The 16,514-nt window shown below is 42.2% G+C and carries 31 protein-coding genes; all 31 read left to right on the forward strand.

Translation table 11 applies throughout. The features are described from left to right. The first annotated feature begins 217 nt into the window (after positions 1-217). Positions 218-601, forward strand: a complete 384-nt coding sequence (rpsL, locus tag PBT90_RS01450; RefSeq protein WP_014772291.1) for a 30S ribosomal protein S12 — start codon at positions 218-220, stop codon at positions 599-601. Positions 602-623: 22 nt separating this feature from the next. Continuing rightward, on the forward strand, positions 624-1,091 hold the full coding sequence (gene rpsG, locus PBT90_RS01455) for a 30S ribosomal protein S7 (protein ID WP_074226873.1): 468 nt from the start codon (positions 624-626) through the stop codon (positions 1,089-1,091). A gap of 5 nt (positions 1,092-1,096) precedes the next feature. After that, positions 1,097-3,217, forward strand: a complete 2,121-nt coding sequence (gene fusA, locus PBT90_RS01460; protein WP_264808582.1) for an elongation factor G — start codon at positions 1,097-1,099, stop codon at positions 3,215-3,217. A 12-nt stretch (positions 3,218-3,229) separates the two neighbouring features. Next, positions 3,230-3,535, forward strand: a complete 306-nt coding sequence (gene rpsJ, locus PBT90_RS01465; protein ID WP_008203035.1) for a 30S ribosomal protein S10 — start codon at positions 3,230-3,232, stop codon at positions 3,533-3,535. Positions 3,536-3,785: 250 nt separating this feature from the next. Then, entirely contained in the window at positions 3,786-4,418 is a 633-nt protein-coding gene (gene rplC, locus PBT90_RS01470) for a 50S ribosomal protein L3 (protein WP_264808583.1), read from the forward strand. Between the two features lie 3 nt (positions 4,419-4,421). Further along, positions 4,422-5,051, forward strand: a complete 630-nt coding sequence (gene rplD / locus PBT90_RS01475; RefSeq protein ID WP_264808584.1) for a 50S ribosomal protein L4 — start codon at positions 4,422-4,424, stop codon at positions 5,049-5,051. Between the two features lie 4 nt (positions 5,052-5,055). Beyond that, positions 5,056-5,343: a 50S ribosomal protein L23 gene (rplW, locus tag PBT90_RS01480; RefSeq protein WP_264808585.1), complete on the forward strand. Its 288-nt coding sequence runs from the start codon at positions 5,056-5,058 to the stop codon at positions 5,341-5,343. A gap of 13 nt (positions 5,344-5,356) precedes the next feature. After that, positions 5,357-6,181, forward strand: coding sequence for a 50S ribosomal protein L2 (gene rplB, locus PBT90_RS01485; RefSeq protein ID WP_264808586.1), 825 nt, complete (start codon positions 5,357-5,359; stop codon positions 6,179-6,181). A gap of 2 nt (positions 6,182-6,183) precedes the next feature. Continuing rightward, positions 6,184-6,462: a 30S ribosomal protein S19 gene (gene rpsS, locus PBT90_RS01490; protein ID WP_057939455.1), complete on the forward strand. Its 279-nt coding sequence runs from the start codon at positions 6,184-6,186 to the stop codon at positions 6,460-6,462. A gap of 2 nt (positions 6,463-6,464) precedes the next feature. Continuing rightward, complete coding sequence (gene rplV, locus PBT90_RS01495) at positions 6,465-6,857, forward strand: 50S ribosomal protein L22 (protein ID WP_264808587.1); 393 nt, start codon at positions 6,465-6,467, stop codon at positions 6,855-6,857. A 9-nt stretch (positions 6,858-6,866) separates the two neighbouring features. Next, a complete protein-coding gene (gene rpsC / locus PBT90_RS01500; protein WP_264808588.1) occupies positions 6,867-7,598 on the forward strand; it encodes a 30S ribosomal protein S3 in 732 nt (243 codons plus the stop codon). Positions 7,599-7,621: 23 nt separating this feature from the next. Beyond that, complete coding sequence (gene rplP / locus PBT90_RS01505; protein ID WP_264808589.1) at positions 7,622-8,041, forward strand: 50S ribosomal protein L16; 420 nt, start codon at positions 7,622-7,624, stop codon at positions 8,039-8,041. Positions 8,042-8,048: 7 nt separating this feature from the next. Beyond that, the gene (rpmC, locus tag PBT90_RS01510) at positions 8,049-8,231 is read left to right on the forward strand and encodes a 50S ribosomal protein L29 (RefSeq protein ID WP_264808590.1); all 183 of its coding nucleotides are present in this window, start codon (positions 8,049-8,051) and stop codon (positions 8,229-8,231) included. Between the two features lie 17 nt (positions 8,232-8,248). Then, complete coding sequence (rpsQ, locus tag PBT90_RS01515) at positions 8,249-8,512, forward strand: 30S ribosomal protein S17 (RefSeq protein WP_264808591.1); 264 nt, start codon at positions 8,249-8,251, stop codon at positions 8,510-8,512. A 2-nt stretch (positions 8,513-8,514) separates the two neighbouring features. Then, the gene (gene rplN, locus PBT90_RS01520) at positions 8,515-8,883 is read left to right on the forward strand and encodes a 50S ribosomal protein L14 (protein ID WP_008203017.1); all 369 of its coding nucleotides are present in this window, start codon (positions 8,515-8,517) and stop codon (positions 8,881-8,883) included. 2 nt (positions 8,884-8,885) lie between these two features. Then, entirely contained in the window at positions 8,886-9,230 is a 345-nt protein-coding gene (rplX, locus tag PBT90_RS01525) for a 50S ribosomal protein L24 (protein ID WP_264808592.1), read from the forward strand. Next, entirely contained in the window at positions 9,223-9,783 is a 561-nt protein-coding gene (gene rplE / locus PBT90_RS01530) for a 50S ribosomal protein L5 (RefSeq protein ID WP_264808593.1), read from the forward strand. The genes rplX and rplE overlap by 8 nt, the downstream gene beginning before the upstream one ends. Before the next feature lie 2 nt (positions 9,784-9,785). Further along, positions 9,786-10,055 carry a 30S ribosomal protein S14 gene (gene rpsN, locus PBT90_RS01535; protein WP_264808594.1) on the forward strand — a complete coding sequence of 90 codons (270 nt, stop codon included), beginning with the start codon at positions 9,786-9,788 and terminating at the stop codon, positions 10,053-10,055. An 82-nt stretch (positions 10,056-10,137) separates the two neighbouring features. Then, entirely contained in the window at positions 10,138-10,533 is a 396-nt protein-coding gene (gene rpsH / locus PBT90_RS01540) for a 30S ribosomal protein S8 (RefSeq protein ID WP_264808595.1), read from the forward strand. A gap of 9 nt (positions 10,534-10,542) precedes the next feature. Then, the gene (gene rplF / locus PBT90_RS01545) at positions 10,543-11,100 is read left to right on the forward strand and encodes a 50S ribosomal protein L6 (RefSeq protein ID WP_264808596.1); all 558 of its coding nucleotides are present in this window, start codon (positions 10,543-10,545) and stop codon (positions 11,098-11,100) included. Positions 11,101-11,106: 6 nt separating this feature from the next. Further along, a complete protein-coding gene (gene rplR / locus PBT90_RS01550; protein ID WP_264808597.1) occupies positions 11,107-11,457 on the forward strand; it encodes a 50S ribosomal protein L18 in 351 nt (116 codons plus the stop codon). Between the two features lie 6 nt (positions 11,458-11,463). Further along, complete coding sequence (gene rpsE / locus PBT90_RS01555; RefSeq protein WP_264808598.1) at positions 11,464-11,982, forward strand: 30S ribosomal protein S5; 519 nt, start codon at positions 11,464-11,466, stop codon at positions 11,980-11,982. Positions 11,983-11,987: 5 nt separating this feature from the next. Continuing rightward, positions 11,988-12,167: a 50S ribosomal protein L30 gene (rpmD, locus tag PBT90_RS01560; RefSeq protein ID WP_026966240.1), complete on the forward strand. Its 180-nt coding sequence runs from the start codon at positions 11,988-11,990 to the stop codon at positions 12,165-12,167. Positions 12,168-12,169: 2 nt separating this feature from the next. Further along, positions 12,170-12,616 (forward strand): 50S ribosomal protein L15, encoded by a 447-nt coding sequence (gene rplO, locus PBT90_RS01565; RefSeq protein WP_264808599.1) that lies wholly within the window; start codon positions 12,170-12,172, stop codon positions 12,614-12,616. A 4-nt stretch (positions 12,617-12,620) separates the two neighbouring features. Further along, a complete protein-coding gene (gene secY, locus PBT90_RS01570) occupies positions 12,621-13,940 on the forward strand; it encodes a preprotein translocase subunit SecY (RefSeq protein ID WP_264808600.1) in 1,320 nt (439 codons plus the stop codon). Between the two features lies 1 nt (position 13,941). Beyond that, a complete protein-coding gene (map, locus tag PBT90_RS01575; RefSeq protein WP_264808601.1) occupies positions 13,942-14,715 on the forward strand; it encodes a type I methionyl aminopeptidase in 774 nt (257 codons plus the stop codon). Position 14,716: 1 nt separating this feature from the next. Beyond that, the gene (infA, locus tag PBT90_RS01580; protein ID WP_143960025.1) at positions 14,717-14,935 is read left to right on the forward strand and encodes a translation initiation factor IF-1; all 219 of its coding nucleotides are present in this window, start codon (positions 14,717-14,719) and stop codon (positions 14,933-14,935) included. Between the two features lie 7 nt (positions 14,936-14,942). Next, positions 14,943-15,059, forward strand: a complete 117-nt coding sequence (gene rpmJ / locus PBT90_RS01585) for a 50S ribosomal protein L36 (RefSeq protein ID WP_074226894.1) — start codon at positions 14,943-14,945, stop codon at positions 15,057-15,059. A 3-nt stretch (positions 15,060-15,062) separates the two neighbouring features. Beyond that, on the forward strand, positions 15,063-15,440 hold the full coding sequence (gene rpsM / locus PBT90_RS01590) for a 30S ribosomal protein S13 (RefSeq protein WP_264808602.1): 378 nt from the start codon (positions 15,063-15,065) through the stop codon (positions 15,438-15,440). Positions 15,441-15,455: 15 nt separating this feature from the next. Continuing rightward, the gene (gene rpsK / locus PBT90_RS01595; RefSeq protein WP_264808603.1) at positions 15,456-15,854 is read left to right on the forward strand and encodes a 30S ribosomal protein S11; all 399 of its coding nucleotides are present in this window, start codon (positions 15,456-15,458) and stop codon (positions 15,852-15,854) included. 18 nt (positions 15,855-15,872) lie between these two features. Continuing rightward, positions 15,873-16,478, forward strand: a complete 606-nt coding sequence (rpsD, locus tag PBT90_RS01600; protein ID WP_264808604.1) for a 30S ribosomal protein S4 — start codon at positions 15,873-15,875, stop codon at positions 16,476-16,478. Positions 16,479-16,514: the final 36 nt, after the last annotated feature.

A 16,514-nucleotide genomic window follows, 5' to 3' on the forward strand; every position in this document is an offset into this window, starting at 1 on the left:
GAGAATACAGTCAAATCCCCCAGTATTTAAAAAGTACTGGGGGATTGTCTTTTAGTATGCTATCTATACTTTTATTTGACTTGCATTCTGGATAGCCAGCACGGGATGTTGAAGGCTAACAAAAATATAACTGCTTAGTTTTGTTACTCTTATTACTTTGATTACCTTTGCAGTCCAAAATTTAACAGTTTACAGGAAAACTAAATTTTATCAGTTAATGCCTACTATTCAACAGTTAGTAAGAAAAGGTAGAACTACACTGGAAACCAAATCAAAATCAAGAGCTTTGGATGCATGTCCTCAGCGAAGAGGAGTTTGTACCAGAGTATATACTACCACCCCGAAGAAGCCTAACTCAGCAATGAGAAAAGTGGCCAGGGTGAGATTGACAAATGGAAAAGAAGTGAATGCTTACATTCCAGGTGAAGGTCATAATCTACAAGAGCACTCTATCGTCTTGATCAGAGGTGGTCGTGTGAAAGATCTTCCGGGTGTGAGATATCACATCATCCGAGGTGCACTAGATACCGCAGGAGTAAAAGACCGTAAACAAGGTCGCTCTAAGTATGGTGCTAAAAGGCCGAAAGCGGCAAAGAAATAATACTTTATAACATTTAGAAAAAATGAGAAAAGCGAAACCAAAGAAGAGATATATTCTTCCTGATCCCAAGTTCAACGATACCTTGGTGACCAAGTTTGTGAACTGTCTTATGGTAGATGGGAAGAAGAGTATTGCTTACAGAATTTTCTACGATGCAGTAGAAAAAGTTGAGGAAAAAGTAGGTGAGAATGGTCTTGAAGTTTGGAAAAAAGCGCTTAACAATATTGCTCCATCCGTAGAGGTGAAGAGTCGTAGAGTTGGTGGTGCTACGTTCCAGGTTCCAATGGAAGTTCGTCCGGAAAGAAAATTGTCTCTAGGTATCAAGTGGATGATCACTTACGCCAGAAGAAGAGGTGAGAAGACTATGATGGATAGACTTGCAGGTGAGATCATCGCTGCTAGCAAAGGTGAAGGTGCCGGCGTAAAGAAGAAAGATGATACCCACAGAATGGCCGAGGCAAACAAAGCATTCTCCCACTTTAGATTTTAATTAGGATGGCAAGAGACTTAAAATACACCAGAAACATCGGTATCGCCGCTCATATCGATGCTGGTAAGACTACAACTACTGAGCGTATCCTTTTTTATTCCGGAGTTTCCCATAAAATAGGGGAGGTGCACGATGGTGCAGCCACTATGGACTGGATGGCACAGGAGCAAGAGCGTGGGATCACCATTACCTCTGCTGCTACCACAGTTTTCTGGAACTACCGCGATCAGAAATATCAAATTAACATCATCGATACTCCGGGTCACGTGGACTTTACCGTAGAGGTAAACCGTTCCCTAAGAGTATTGGATGGTTTAGTTTTCCTATTCAGTGCTGTGGATGGTGTTGAGCCACAGTCTGAGACTAACTGGCGATTAGCTGATAATTATAAAGTAGCCCGTATCGGATTCGTTAACAAAATGGACCGTGCCGGCGCTAACTTCCTGGAAGTTTGTAAGCAGGTGAAGGAAATGCTGGGTAGCTATGCGGTACCATTGCAGCTTCCTATCGGTGCTGAAGACAGATTCCGTGGAGTGGTTGATTTGATCAATAACCGCGCGATCGTATGGAACGAGGAAGACTTCGGGATGACCTTCTCAGAAGTGCCTATTCCAGAAGACATGGAAGATGATGTAGCGCAGTGGAGAGAGCACTTGCTTGAAGCTGTAGCAGACTACGATGAATCATTGATGGAGAAATTCTTCGATGATCCGGAGTCTATCTCTGAAGAAGAGATTTTGACTGCTTTGAGAAAAGCAGTGATTGACATGAAGATCGTACCAATGGTATGTGGATCCTCATTCAAAAACAAAGGGGTGCAGACCATGCTTGACCTCGTGATGGAATTGCTTCCTTCTCCTATGGACAAGGACGATATCATTGCTACGGCTCTAGATGATGAAGATCAAAAAGTGGCTATCTCTCCAAATGAGGACGAGCCATTCGCAGGTCTTGCGTTTAAGATTGCCACTGACCCATTCGTAGGTAGACTTTGTTTCGTGAGAGCCTATTCCGGAAGACTGGACTCTGGTTCTTATGTATTCAACAGCCGATCTGGCAATAAAGAGCGTATCTCCAGAGTATTCCAAATGCATGCCAATAAGCAAAACCAAATCGATGCCCTAAGAGCAGGAGATATTGGAGCTGTGGTAGGCTTTAAGGATATCAAGACAGGAGATACCCTTTGTAGCGAAAGCCGCAAAGTAGTATTGGAATCTATGATCTTCCCTGAGCCTGTGATTGGATACGCTATTGAGCCAAAGACTCAAGCAGACGTAGACAAACTGGGTATGGCAATCGCCAAACTTATTGAAGAAGATCCTACACTTCAGGTGAATACTGACCACGAAACAGGACAGACTATCTTGAGAGGTATGGGTGAGCTTCACTTGGATATCATCATTGACCGTCTGAAGAGAGAGTTCAAGGTTGAAATCAACCAAGGTGCTCCTCAGGTTGCTTATAAGGAAGCATTGTTTGGCTCTGTAGAGCACAAAGAAGTTTACAAAAAGCAGACAGGTGGTAAAGGTAAATTTGCAGATATCGTATTTGAAATCGGACCGAAAGAAGCAGATCCAGAGACTGGAGAAATCAAGCCAGGACTTGAATTTGTCAATGGTATCGTAGGTGGTGTGATTCCAAAAGAATTCATTCCTTCTATTCAGAAAGGTTTTGCCGAGGCGATGAACAATGGTCCATTGGCAGGTTACCCTATCGAAGCGATGAAGGTGAGATTGTTCCACGGATCCTTCCACGATGTCGATTCAGATGCACTTTCTTTTGAACTTGCTGCTAGAATCGGTTTCAAAGAAGCTGCTAAGAAATGTAAACCACAGCTACTAGAGCCGATCATGGCAGTAGATGTAGTTGCTCCTGACGAATATACCGGTCCTATCACCGGTGATTTGAACAGAAGAAGAGGTTTGATGAAAGGGATGGATACCAAGGGTACTTCCTCTGTAATCAAGGCGTCAGTGCCATTGTCTGAGTTGTTCGGTTATATTACAGACCTTAGAACAATCTCTTCTGGTAGAGCAACAGCTTCACTGACATTCTCACACTACGAGCCAGTGCCTAACAACATTGCCGAAGGTGTAATTGCTAACGTAAAAGGTCAGAAGGACTAAATAATATTTGCGATGAATCAGAAAATCAGAATAAAACTAAAATCATACGATCATAGCCTGGTGGATAAGTCATCAGAGAAGATCGTAAAGGCTGTGAAAGCCACTGGCGCAGTAGTAGTAGGGCCAATTCCATTGCCTACTAAAAAAGAGAAATTCACGGTGTTGAAGTCTCCTCACGTCAGCAAGAAAGCTAGAGATCAGTACCAGCTTTGTACATACAAGAGACTGGTAGATATCTACTCTAATTCCTCAAAGACAGTGGATGCATTGATGAAAATCGAGCTTCCTAGTGGAGTAGATGTAGAGATCAAAGTTTGATCTAAACAGGGATATAGATACAAAAGACCTGCTCATTTCAGCAGGTCTTTTTTTTGAATCAGTAGAAACCTGGCAAGCTGAGGGACTTTGTCCCCTGTAAATGCCTGAGTCACAATTGAAAAATTTGTGATTTAAGTTAAAATTTAGGATATGGGATTTGTTGCAGAATTTAATTTCAGTAACTTTGCAGTCCTTTAAAAGGAGCCCCAAGTCATAAATGCTTGTGGGTTATTATATTATCTTATAAAAGATGTCTGGTATAATAGGTAAAAAAGTAGGAATGACTAGCATTTTCAGTGCCGATGGACGTAACGTCGCATGCACGCTAATAGAAGCTGGTCCTTGCGTAGTGACGCAAGTAAAAAACGTTGAAACAGACGGGTACAACGCAGTGCAGTTGGGTTATGGTGAGCGTAAAGAGAAAAATACGCCTAAGCCATTGATCGGTCACTTTAAAAAGGCCGGTACTACCCCTAAGCACAAAGTTGTTGAGTTCAGAGAATTCCGGGTCGAGTTTGAAGGCCAGGTAGATCTAGGAGCTACTGTGAAGGCTGGTGAAGTGTTTGTCGAAGGTGACTTCGTAGATGCTATCGGAACTTCAAAAGGTAAAGGATTCCAAGGTGTAGTAAAGCGTCATGGTTTTGCAGGTGTGGGTGGTTCCACTCACGGTCAGCACAACAGGCAGAGACACCCGGGTTCAATTGGTGCGTGTTCTTGGCCGTCCAGAGTATTCAAAGGAATGAGAATGGCAGGTAGAACAGGCGGGGACAGAGTAAAAGTGATCAACCTAAGAGTGTTGAAAATCTATCCAGAGAAAAACCTATTGTTGGTTTCTGGTTCTGTACCTGGTCCAAAAAATTCTTTCGTTATTCTAGAGAAGTAAGCCATGGAATTAGCAGTAATTAATCAAAAAGGAGAAGACACAGGTAGAAAGATCAGCTTGTCTGATGAGATCTTCGCGATCGAACCAAACGATCATGCGATCTACCTTGATGTAAAGCAGTACTTGGCTAACCAAAGACAGGGGACGCACAAGTCTAAAGAGAGAAATGAGATAGCTGGCTCTACTAAAAAGATCAAAAAGCAAAAGGGTACAGGTAGTGCTCGTGCTGGATCTATCAAGTCGCCACTATTCCGAGGAGGAGGAAGAGTATTTGGCCCACAGCCAAGAGACTATTCTTTCAAATTGAATAAAAAGGTAAAACAACTAGCTAGAAAATCTGCACTTGCATATAAAGTGAAAGAAAACAGCCTATCAGTTTTGGAGAATGTGTCATTCGACTCTCCAAAGACCAAGAGCTACCTAGCTATGCTTAACGGACTGTCTCTTGGTGACAAGAAGACACTTTTGGTTCTTCCAGAAGAGAATACTAACGTGTTCCTTTCCAGCAGAAACCTACCAAAGGCAAAAGTTGTGACTGTAAATGATGTAAATACTTACCAGGTTCTTCATGCTGATCACCTAGTGATCTGCGAAGGTTCAGTAAGTAAGTTGGAAACCATTTTAGCGAAATAAGACAATGGATATTCTAAAGCAGCCTTTGATTACAGAAAAGATTTCTGCCATGAACGAAAGAGGCGTTTATGGATTCATCGTAGAAAAAACTGCGAAGAAACCGGAAATCAAAAACGCTGTAGAAAAAACGTATGGTGTGAAAGTGGTATCAATCAGAACCATCAGATATGCAGCAAAGCATAAATCTAGATACACCAAATCTAAAGTGGTTTCAGGCTTTACCAATGCTTTCAAGAAAGCAATCGTGCAAGTAGCCGATGGTGAAGTGATTGATTTTTACGGAGAAATTTAATTGAATCAATATCATGGCAATTAAAAAGTTGAAGCCTGTAACTCCAGGGACAAGATTCAGAGTAGCGCCAGCGTTTGACGAGATCACCACGTCAAAGCCGGAAAAATCTCTACTTGCTCCTAACAAGAAGTCAGGTGGACGAAACAATGAAGGTAGAATGACAGCCCGATATATCGGTGGCGGTCATAAGAGAAGACTCAGAATAGTAGACTTCAAGAGAAATAAGTTTGGTGTACCGGCGACTGTAAAGTCCATCGAGTATGATCCAAACAGAACGGCACGTCTAGCCCTACTTTATTACGCTGACGGAGCTAAGACCTACATTATCGCCCCGGAAGGTTTGTCAGTAGGGCAAACAGTGATTTCCGGTGAGCAAGTTGCTCCAGAAGTGGGCAACGCGATGCCAATAGCAAATATTCCAATGGGTACTATAGTACACTGCTTGGAATTGAAGCCAGGTAAAGGTGCCGCAATGGTAAGAAGTGCAGGAGGATATGCGCAGATCGTAGCCCGAGACGGCAAATACGTGACCGTAAAACTTCCTTCTGGTGAGATGAGACTTATACTTGGTACTTGTATGGCCACTATTGGGACAGTTTCCAATGGAGATCATATGAACGTAGTATTGGGTAAAGCTGGTCGTAAGAGATGGCTCGGAACAAGACCTCGCGTAAGAGGTGTTGCGATGAACCCGGTAGATCACCCAATGGGTGGTGGTGAAGGTAGATCCTCTGGAGGACACCCTAGATCCCGCAAAGGTCTATTGTCCAAAGGTAAGAAGACCAGATCACCTAAAAAGTATTCAAACAAGTTCATCGTAAGCAAAAGATCTAAATAATTATGGCACGTTCATTAAAAAAAGGTCCTTATATCGAGCACCATCTGGTAAAGAAAGTGGATGCTCAGAACGAATCAGGCAAGAAGTCAGTAATCAAGACTTGGTCAAGAAAATCAATGATTTCTCCGGATTTCGTAGGACATACCTTCGCTGTGCATAATGGTAATAAGTTTATTCCGGTATTTGTCACAGATAACATGGTAGGTCATAAGCTAGGTGAATTTGCTCCTACCAGAAATTTCAGAGGCCACATTGCCAAAAAAGATAAAGGAAAGAGATAATCATGGAAGCATTAGCAAAATTAAATAATGTCCCTACCTCTCCGCGTAAGATGCGCCTTGTGGCTGACCTTGTCAGAGGCAAGAGAGTAGGATTGGCACTTAGCATTTTGAAGTTTACTCCTAATCATGGAGCAATCAGACTTGAAAAATTGCTGCTTTCTGCTGTAGCCAACTGGCAAGCAAAGAATCCTGACGCCAAGCTAGAAGAAGCGGACCTATTCATCAAAACCATCATGGTAGATGAAGGAAGATCTCTGAAGAGATTGAGACCAGCTCCTCAAGGCCGAGGCCACAGAATCCGTAAAAGATCAAATCATGTAACGCTGATCGTAGATTCGTTCAACGACGAGGCAGTTACCGCTGATGTAGTAGAAACAAACGAAAAGGCAAATTAAGAACAGACTATGGGACAAAAGATCAACCCAATAGGATTTAGACTTGGTGTAGTCAAAGGCTGGGATTCCAACTGGTATGGTGGGAAAGACTTTGCTGAGAAACTTCACGAAGATCAGAAAATCCGTAAGTACGTCCTTGCCAGAATTCCTAAGGGAGGTATTTCTAAAGTGATTATCGAGCGTACGCTGAAGAGAATCACACTTACGATTCATACTGCCCGTCCAGGTGTTGTTATTGGTAAAGGTGGAGCCGAAGTAGATAAGCTGAAAGAAGAGTTGAAAAATATCACTAAGAAAGATATTCAGATCAACATCTTCGAAATCAAACGTCCTGAACTGGATGCGAAATTGGTAGGTGAATCTATCGCTCAGCAGCTTCAAGCTAGAATTTCTTTCAGAAGAGCTATGAAGCAAGCGATTGCCGCTTCCATGAGAGTAGGAGCTGAAGGGATTAAAGTTAAACTTTCTGGTCGTCTAGGTGGAGCCGAAATGGCCCGCTCAGAAATGTACAAAGAAGGAAGAATTCCTCTTCACACTTTGAGAGCAGATATCGATTACGCACTTTCCGAAGCCCTTACGGTCTATGGAATCATCGGAATCAAAGTCTGGATCTTCAAAGGAGAAGTGTACGGGAAGAGAGATCTTTCTCCAAATCAGGGTGCCGGAAACGAAGGAAAAGGTTCTAGAAACTCCGGTCCTAAGAGAAACGACGGTCCAAGACGAAGAAAAAGAAATAACTAATTTTCACCCTTAAGTGAGAACTCATGTTACAGCCAAAAAGAACTAAATATAGGAAAATGCAAAAGGGCCGTATCAAAGGCATTGCACAGAGAGGGCATACGCTTTCTTTTGGCAACTTTGGTATCAAGTCCCTGGAGCCAGGATGGATTACATCCCGTCAGATCGAGGCAGCTCGTATCGCAATGACGAGAGCAATGAAAAGAGAAGGTCAGGTTTGGATCAGGATTTTCCCTGACAAGCCGATCACCAAGAAGCCCGCAGAGGTTCGTATGGGTAAAGGTAAAGGTGCACCAGAATATTGGGTAGCCGTTATCAAGCCAGGAACGATCCTTTTCGAAGCTACAGGCGTCAGCCTGGAAGTCGCTCAAGAGGCGTTGAGACTTGCCCAGCAAAAGCTACCGGTAAGTACAAAATTTGTTGTTCGTAGAGACTACGCTGAATAAAATCACTATGAAAAATACAGAGATCAAATCACTGTCTGCAAGTGAAATCGCCGAGCGCATTGTCGCTGAAAAGGAGAATCTGAACAAACTGAAGTTTGCTCATTCGATTTCTCCAATAGAGAATCCTAACAGAATCCGCGAGTCCAAGCGCTTTATCGCAAGATTAAAGACTGCATTGGCTGCCAAATAATAGCTAACCAAACAGAAATGGCTACGATAGAGAGAAATCTTCGAAAAGAAAGAATTGGTAAAGTGGTAAGCAACAAGATGGACAAGTCCATCACCGTAGCGGTAGAACGTCGCGTAAAGCACGCTATCTACGGTAAGTTTGTCGCCAAGACTACCAAATTTACAGCTCATGACGAGAACAACGAGTGTAACCCAGGTGACCTCGTGAAAATAAGCGAAACTCGTCCGCTGAGTAAAAACAAGCGTTGGAGAGTAGTTGAAATTATTGAAAGGGCTAAGTAATCATGATCCAGCAAGAATCTAGACTAAGTGTAGCGGATAATTCCGGTGCCAAAGAGGTACTCGTGATCCGCGTATTGGGTGGAACTAAGAAACGTTATGCATCAATCGGCGATAAAGTCGTGGTGACCGTTAAGTCTGCCCTTTCATCCAGCAACATGAAAAAAGGTACCGTATCAAGAGCGGTAATCGTGCGAACTCGTAAAGAAGTAAGAAGAAAAGATGGTTCTTACATCCGTTTCGAGGACAATGCAGCTGTGCTTTTAAATAACAACGACGAGCCAAGAGGAACCCGTATTTTCGGCCCTGTAGCCCGTGAGTTGAGAGAGAAGCAGTTCATGAAAATCGTTTCATTGGCCCCTGAAGTATTGTAATCATGGAAAGAAAAATGAACAAACAAACCAAGCTTCACATCAAAACCGGAGACACCGTAAAAGTGATCGCCGGAGATGATAAAGGCAAAACAGGGAAAGTGCTTTCTGTCGATAAAGAAAAGAACAGAGCTTACGTAGAAGGGTTGAACATGATCACTAAGCATGTAAAACCTACTGCGGCAAAACCACAAGGTGGCATCGATAAGAAAGAGGCTTCTATCCACATCAGTAACCTGATGCTGGTAGACCCTAAAACTGGCGAAGCTACCAAAACTGGTCGCAAGGCAGGTGAAAATGGTAAATTAGTAAGATACTCTAAGAAAACCGGGGAGGTGATCAATGGCTAATCCAAGAATTAAAGAAAAATACCTGAGCGACATCGTTCCGGCATTGAAAGATAAATTCCAGTACTCTTCAGTAATGCAAGTGCCTAAGTTGACTAAAATCGTCATCAATAAAGGTATAGGTGCAGCTGTAGCAGATAAGAAACTGGTAGATCAAGGTGTAGAAGAGCTGGGACTGATCACAGGTCAGAGAGCAGTAGCTACTAAAGCCAAAACATCAGTATCCAACTTTAAGCTAAGAGAAGGCATGCCTATCGGAGCTAAAGTAACCCTTCGTGGTGAGAGAATGTACGAATTTCTGGATCGATTGATCACTGTAGCACTTCCTCGTGTGAGAGACTTCAAAGGAATCTCTGACAAAGGATTCGATGGTAGAGGTAACTATACCATGGGTGTACAGGAGCAGATCATCTTCCCAGAGATCAGCATCGAAAAAGTAAACAGAATTTCCGGTATGGACATCACCTTTGTAACCTCAGCTAATACAGATGAGGAAAGCTTTGAGTTGTTGAAAGCCTTCGGAATGCCGTTCGTTAAAAAAAATAAAGAAGAATAATCATGGCAAAAGAGTCAATCAAAGCTCGTGAGAGAAAAAGAGAGCGTCTGGTAGCCAAGTATGCTGAAAAAAGAGCCGCGCTGAAAGCAGCCGGTGATTATGAAGCTCTTGATAAATTGCCAAAGAACGCATCCCCAGTAAGACTTCACAACAGATGTAAACTTACTGGACGCCCTAAAGGCTACATGAGAAAGTTTGGTATCAACAGGGTAACCTTCAGAGAAATGGCCGCAGCAGGCAAGATCCCTGGAGTGACTAAGTCCAGCTGGTAAAATAACGACAGTAGTTTTTATTCTAAAAATCAATTCGTAACTTTGCACGCCCAAAAAGGGTGGAGCTAGACTAATAAATACCATGACTGATCCAATAGCTGATTATCTGACTAGGTTGAGAAATGCCATTAAGGCTTCTCACCGAATCGTAGAGATACCTGCTTCTAACATCAAGAAGGAGATTACGAAAGTATTGCACGACAAAGGATATATCCAGAATTACAAGTTCGAAGACAATGGTCCACAGGGATCCATTAAAATCGCCTTGAAATTCAATCCTGTCACTAAGAAAAATGCGATCGTAAGCCTTAAGAGAGTAAGTACGCCAGGTTTGAGAAAATATGTAAAACATACAGAGCTTCCAAGAGTCATCAATGGCCTGGGTGTTGCGATAGTATCCACCTCAAAAGGTGTAATGACAGACAAAGAAGCCCGTACCGAAGGTGTAGGAGGCGAAGTTCTTTGCTACGTATATTAATATAATATCATGTCTAGAATAGGTAAAAAACCAATAAATCTACCCAGCGGTGTTACTGTAAACGTCACAGACAAAGGTACTGTGACTGTTGAAGGTCCAAAGGGTAGCCTGACTCAGGATGTCAATCCTGATATCCAGGTGAAAGTGGAAGACGGCCAGGTAGTCGTTTCCAGACCTACTGAATCCAAAAGACACAAGTCAATTCACGGACTTTACAGATCTTTGATCAACAATATGGTGATCGGAGTATCTGAAGGGTACAAGAAAGAGCTTGAGCTAGTCGGTGTAGGTTACAAGGCATCTAACCAGGGGCAAGTTCTTGAACTCAACCTTGGTTATTCACATAACATCTTCTTCGCAGTGCCTTCTGAGGTATCTTTGAAGACAGAAACTCCAAAGGGTAAAAACCCGATCATTACTCTGGAGTCAAATGATAAAGAACTGATCGGACAGGTAGCGGCAAAAATCAAATCTCTTCGTAAGGTAGAACCTTACAAAGGTAAAGGTGTACGCTTCGTGGGTGAACAAATTAGACGTAAGGCTGGTAAAACTGCCGGTAAAAAATAATAGGTTATGGCATTTAATAAAAATTCCAGAAGACTTAGAATCAAGCAGGGTATCAGAAGAAAGATTTCTGGTACAGATTCCAGACCACGTTTGTCAGTTTTCAAAAGCAATACGGGCATTTATGCTCAGCTTATCGATGACCTTAAAGGTCATACTTTGGTACAGGCATCTTCCAAGGAATTGGGAGCTACTGCAAATACAAACGTATCTGTATCTAAAGAAGTAGGTAAAAAGCTTGCTGAGAGAGCTGTAGCAACGGGTGTAAGCGCTGTAGTATTTGATAGAAACGGCTACCTATATCATGGTAATGTGAAAGCTTTGGCAGAAGGTGCCAGAGAAGGAGGCCTTAAATTTTAATCAGCTATGTCTCAAGATAGAAAAAAGCCCATCAGGGCAACAGATACAGATTTGAAAGAAAAAGTGGTTGCTATCAACCGAGTTGCCAAAGTGGTAAAAGGTGGTAGAAGATTCTCTTTTTCGTCAATCGTAGTAGTAGGTGACGGCCAAGGTGTGGTAGGTTACGGATTGGGTAAAGCCAATGAGGTAACTGACGCAATCACCAAAGGTATCGAAGATGCTAAAAAGAACTTGGTACGTGTACCGGTTTTGAAGGGCACTATTCCTCACGAACAGATTGGGAAATATGGTGGAGGTTTTGTTTTGATCAAGCCTGCAGCAGCCGGTACCGGAGTAATCGCCGGTGGTGCCATGCGAGCAGTATTAGAGAGTGCCGGCGTTACAGACGTATTGGCAAAGTCTAAAGGATCTTCTAATCCTCACAACGTGGTAAAAGCAACTATCAATGCTTTGGTTCAGCTAAGAGATGCTATCGCTGTTTCTCAACAGAGAGGTGTGAAAATGTCTAAGGTTTTTAACGGATAATCATCATGGCTAAAATCAAAATCACGCAAATCAAAAGTACCATCGATCGTCCGAAAGACCAGAAAGCAACTATTACAGCTTTGGGCCTAGGTCGAATCAGCAAATCTGTGACAGTAGAGAATACTCCACAGATTGCAGGTATGGTAAATAAAGTTAATCACCTTGTAAAAGTGGAGGAAGCTTAATTATGAAACTGCATACATTAACACCAGCTGAAGGATCTACCAAAAACCGTAAGCGAATCGGTAGAGGTACAGGATCAGGTAGAGGTGGAACTTCTACAAGAGGTCACAAAGGAGCAAAATCAAGATCTGGTTACAAAACCAAACTGGGTTTTGAAGGTGGTCAAATGCCACTCCAGAGAAGAGTTCCTAAATTTGGCTTCAAAAGCTTGAACAGAGTTGAGTTCAAACCAGTAAATTTGGATACATTGCAGGCCCTTGCTGAGCAATACAGTCTAGATGCGGTGAATCTTGAAGCTTTGGCTTCTCATGGAATCGCATCTAAGAATGACAAAATCAAAATCCTCGGTGGAGGTGAATTGAAAGCCAAATTAGACGTAACTGCTCATAAATTCTCAGCATCTGCAATAGCTGCTATTGAGAAACTGGGCGGAACGGTAAACACAATTTGAATTAATGAAAAAGTTTATTTCGACAGTTAAGAACATTTTCTCTATCGAAGACCTTAGAGTAAGGATTTTGAATACGATCGGTTTTCTGATCATCTTCAGACTCGGGTCATTCATAGTTCTTCCGGGTGTAGATCCTTCTCGTTTAGGAGATGCGCCTTCCGGGATCTTTGGATTGATAGATACCTTCCTTGGTGGAGCATTTAGTAATGCTTCCATCTTCGGTCTTGGCATCATGCCTTATATTTCTGCATCCATCGTGCTGCAGTTATTGACTGTCGGAGTACCATATTTTCAGAAAATGCAAAAGGAGGGTGAATCTGGTCGAAAAAGAATCAACCAGATCACTCGTGTCCTTACCATCTTGATTACTATAGCGCAAGGTATCGGATATGTGTCTGCTACCATAATGCCTACAGGTGCTGTGATGGTAAGTTCTACCTTGTTCATGTTTAGCTCATTGGTTTTATTATCTGCCGGTACTATGTTTTGTATGTGGCTAGGAGAAAAAATCACTGAAAAGGGTATCGGTAACGGTATTTCTATGCTTATCATGATCGGAATCATTTCTAGGTTTCCAGGTGCTATCATCGCCGAGTTCCTAGAGAAGGGTTCCTCAGGTCTTTTGCTGCTGATTATTGAAGCTGTTGTATTATTCTTCGTGGTAGTTGGGGTGATCGCCTTGACAGAAGCCACAAGAAGAATCCCTGTACAGTATGCTAAGCAAGTAGTGGGCGGTAAAGTTTATGGTGGACAGAGGCAGTATATACCTATTAAGGTAAATGCTTCCGGTGTAATGCCGATTATCTTTGCTCAATCTTTGATGTTCGTTCCGGCATTGATTGCTCAAATCTGGGCATCTGAGAATGACATTGCCAACTACATTGGCGCTACGTTCAGTGATTTTACCTCTTGGCAGTACAATTTGCTTTTCGCAGTGATGATCATTCTTTTCACATTCTTCTATACTGCTATCACGGTTAATCCAGAGCAGATAGCTGAAGACATGAAGAGAAATGGAGGTTTTGTACCTGGTATTAAGCCTGGTGCACCTACATCGGAGTTTATCGATGGAATTATTTCCAAGATTACACTTCCGGGATCTATACTTCTTGCAGCAGTAGCAATCCTTCCAGCGCTTGCGATTATATCAGGTGTAGGAGCAGAGTTTGCTCAGTTCTATGGGGGTACTTCACTATTGATTATGGTGGGTGTGATCATGGATACCTTGAGACAGATTGAAAGCTACTTGTTGATGAGACACTACGAAGGCATGATGAAAAGTGGTAATGTGAAGAATAATCCTTCTAATTACCAAGTAGCCTAGTATGATTAAATACAAGACTTCAGAGGAAGTTCAATTAATAAAAGAAAGTGCCGACATATTAGCGAAAGCCCATGGGGAAGTTGCGAAATATGTCAAGGAAGGGGTAAAGACCTCTTTTCTAGACAAAATTGCTGAGGAGTTTATAAGAGATCATGATGGAGTCCCTTCATTTAAGGGCTACAACGGATTTCCTGCTTCGCTGTGTATTTCTGTAAATGAAGTAGTAGTACATGGCTTTCCCAGTGAATATGAATTGAAAGATGGCGATATAATCTCGATAGATTGTGGAGTCTTTCACCAAGGTTTTCATAGCGATTCCGCTTATACATACCCTATCGGTGAGGTTTCCCCTGCAGTCAAGGCATTATTAAAAGCCACCAAAGATTCTCTTTACTTAGGAATACAGCATGCTGTCTTTGGGAATAGAATCGGTGATATTGGTAACTCTATCCAGAAATTTGTCGAAGCAAAGGGCTACACGGTAGTCCGGGAGCTTGTAGGACATGGGTTGGGTAAGAGTTTACACGAGGCACCAGAAGTTCCTAATTATGGAAAGAAAGGAAGTGGTCCACTACTCAAAGAAGGAATGGTGATCGCCATTGAACCCATGATCAACCTGGGGACAAGAAACATTGTTCAAGAGCGGGATGGATGGACTATTCGCACTGCGGATAGAAAGCCATCAGCACATTATGAACATACTGTAGCGATATTTGAAGATAGAACTGAGGTCCTGACCTCACATAAATACATAGAAGAGAATTTTAAATTCTAATATGGCCAAACAAACATCAATAGAGCAAGACGGTACCATTATAGAAGCATTGTCTAATGCCATGTTTAAAGTGGAACTCGAGAATGGGCATCAATTGATTGCTCATATTTCTGGAAAGATGAGAATGAACTACATCAAGATCCTACCTGGAGACCGAGTGAAATTAGAAATGTCTCCCTATGATTTGAGTAAAGGTAGAATTGTATATCGATATAAATAAGACTGAGATGAAAGTAAAAGCATCCATTAAAAAAAGAAGTGCTGACTGTAAGTTGATCAGAAGAAATGGTAAACTCTACGTCATCAATAAAAAGAATCCTAAGTTTAAACAAAGACAAGGTTAAATTATGGCTAGAATTGCAGGGGTAGAAATACCAGACAATAAGCGTGGCGTGATCGGGCTGACCTATATCTTCGGAATCGGTAGAAGTGCTGCTACAGCTATTTTGACAAAGGCCGGTATCTCCTTAGATAAAAAAGCCGGTGAGTGGAGTGATGATGAATCCACCGCCATTCGTAACATCATTTCTGAAGAATTCAGAACAGAGGGTGTATTGAAGTCAGAAATCCAGTTAAGTATCAAGCGATTGCAAGATATCGGTTGCTACAGAGGTTTGAGACACAGAAAAGGACTTCCAGTTCGTGGTCAAAAGACTAAGAACAACGCCAGAACAAGGAAGGGTAAGAGAAAGACAGTTGCTAACAAAAAGAAAGCAACTAAATAAAACCTGATTTAGATTATGGCTCAGAAAAGAAACGATAAAGCAAAAGGTAAAAAAAGAGTAGTAAAGGTAGAAGCTGTAGGACAGGCTCACATCAGAGCGTCTTTCAACAATATCATTATCTCCCTTACCAACAATGCAGGACAAGTAATCTCTTGGGCTTCTGCCGGTAAAATGGGTTTCAGAGGTTCAAAGAAAAACACTCCTTACGCTGCGCAGATGGCCGCTCAGAACTGTGGACAAGTGGCATACGACTTAGGTTTGAGAAAAATCGAAGTATTTGTAAAAGGTCCAGGTGCTGGTCGTGAATCAGCGATCAGAACATTGCAAAATGTAGGATTGGATGTGACTACGATCATCGACGTAACTCCAATGCCACACAATGGCTGTCGTCCACCTAAGCGTAGAAGAGTTTAATAATAAAATTGTAATACAATGGCTAGATATACAGGTCCTAAATCGAAGATCGCCAGAAAATTTGGCGAACCTATAGAAGGGCATAGCAAGGCTCTTGCAAAGAAAAACTACCCTCCTGGACAACACGGTAGAGGTAGAAGAAAGAAGCAGTCTGAATATGCAATCCAGCTTGCTGAAAAGCAAAAAGCTAAATACATCTACGGAATTCTCGAAAGACAATTCGCTAAGATGTTTGACATTGCTTCCAGAAAAACTGGAATCACCGGTGAAAACCTACTTCAGCTTCTAGAAGCTAGATTGGACAACACCGTGTACAGATTGGGAATCTCCCCTACCCGAAGAGGTGCCAGACAATTGGTCTCTCACAAGCATGTGCTTGTAAACGGTGAAGTGGTGAACATTCCTTCATTTACACTTAAGCCAGGTGATGTGGTTTCAGTTAGAGAGCGTTCTAAATCTCTAGAAGCAATCACTAGTAGCTTAGCAGGTAGAGGTGCCAATAAATATTCCTGGTTAGAGTGGGATGGTGCTTCATTGACCGGCAAATTCGTCAGTGTTCCAGGCAGAGATGATATTCCAGAAAATATCAAGGAGCAACTCATTGTCGAACTTTACTCTAAGTAATATTTACTATTTTCAGCTTTTAAAAAAAGAACGAGA

It is taken from the genome of Algoriphagus sp. TR-M9, assembly GCF_027594545.1.
Lineage (GTDB): Bacteria > Bacteroidota > Bacteroidia > Cytophagales > Cyclobacteriaceae > Algoriphagus > Algoriphagus halophytocola.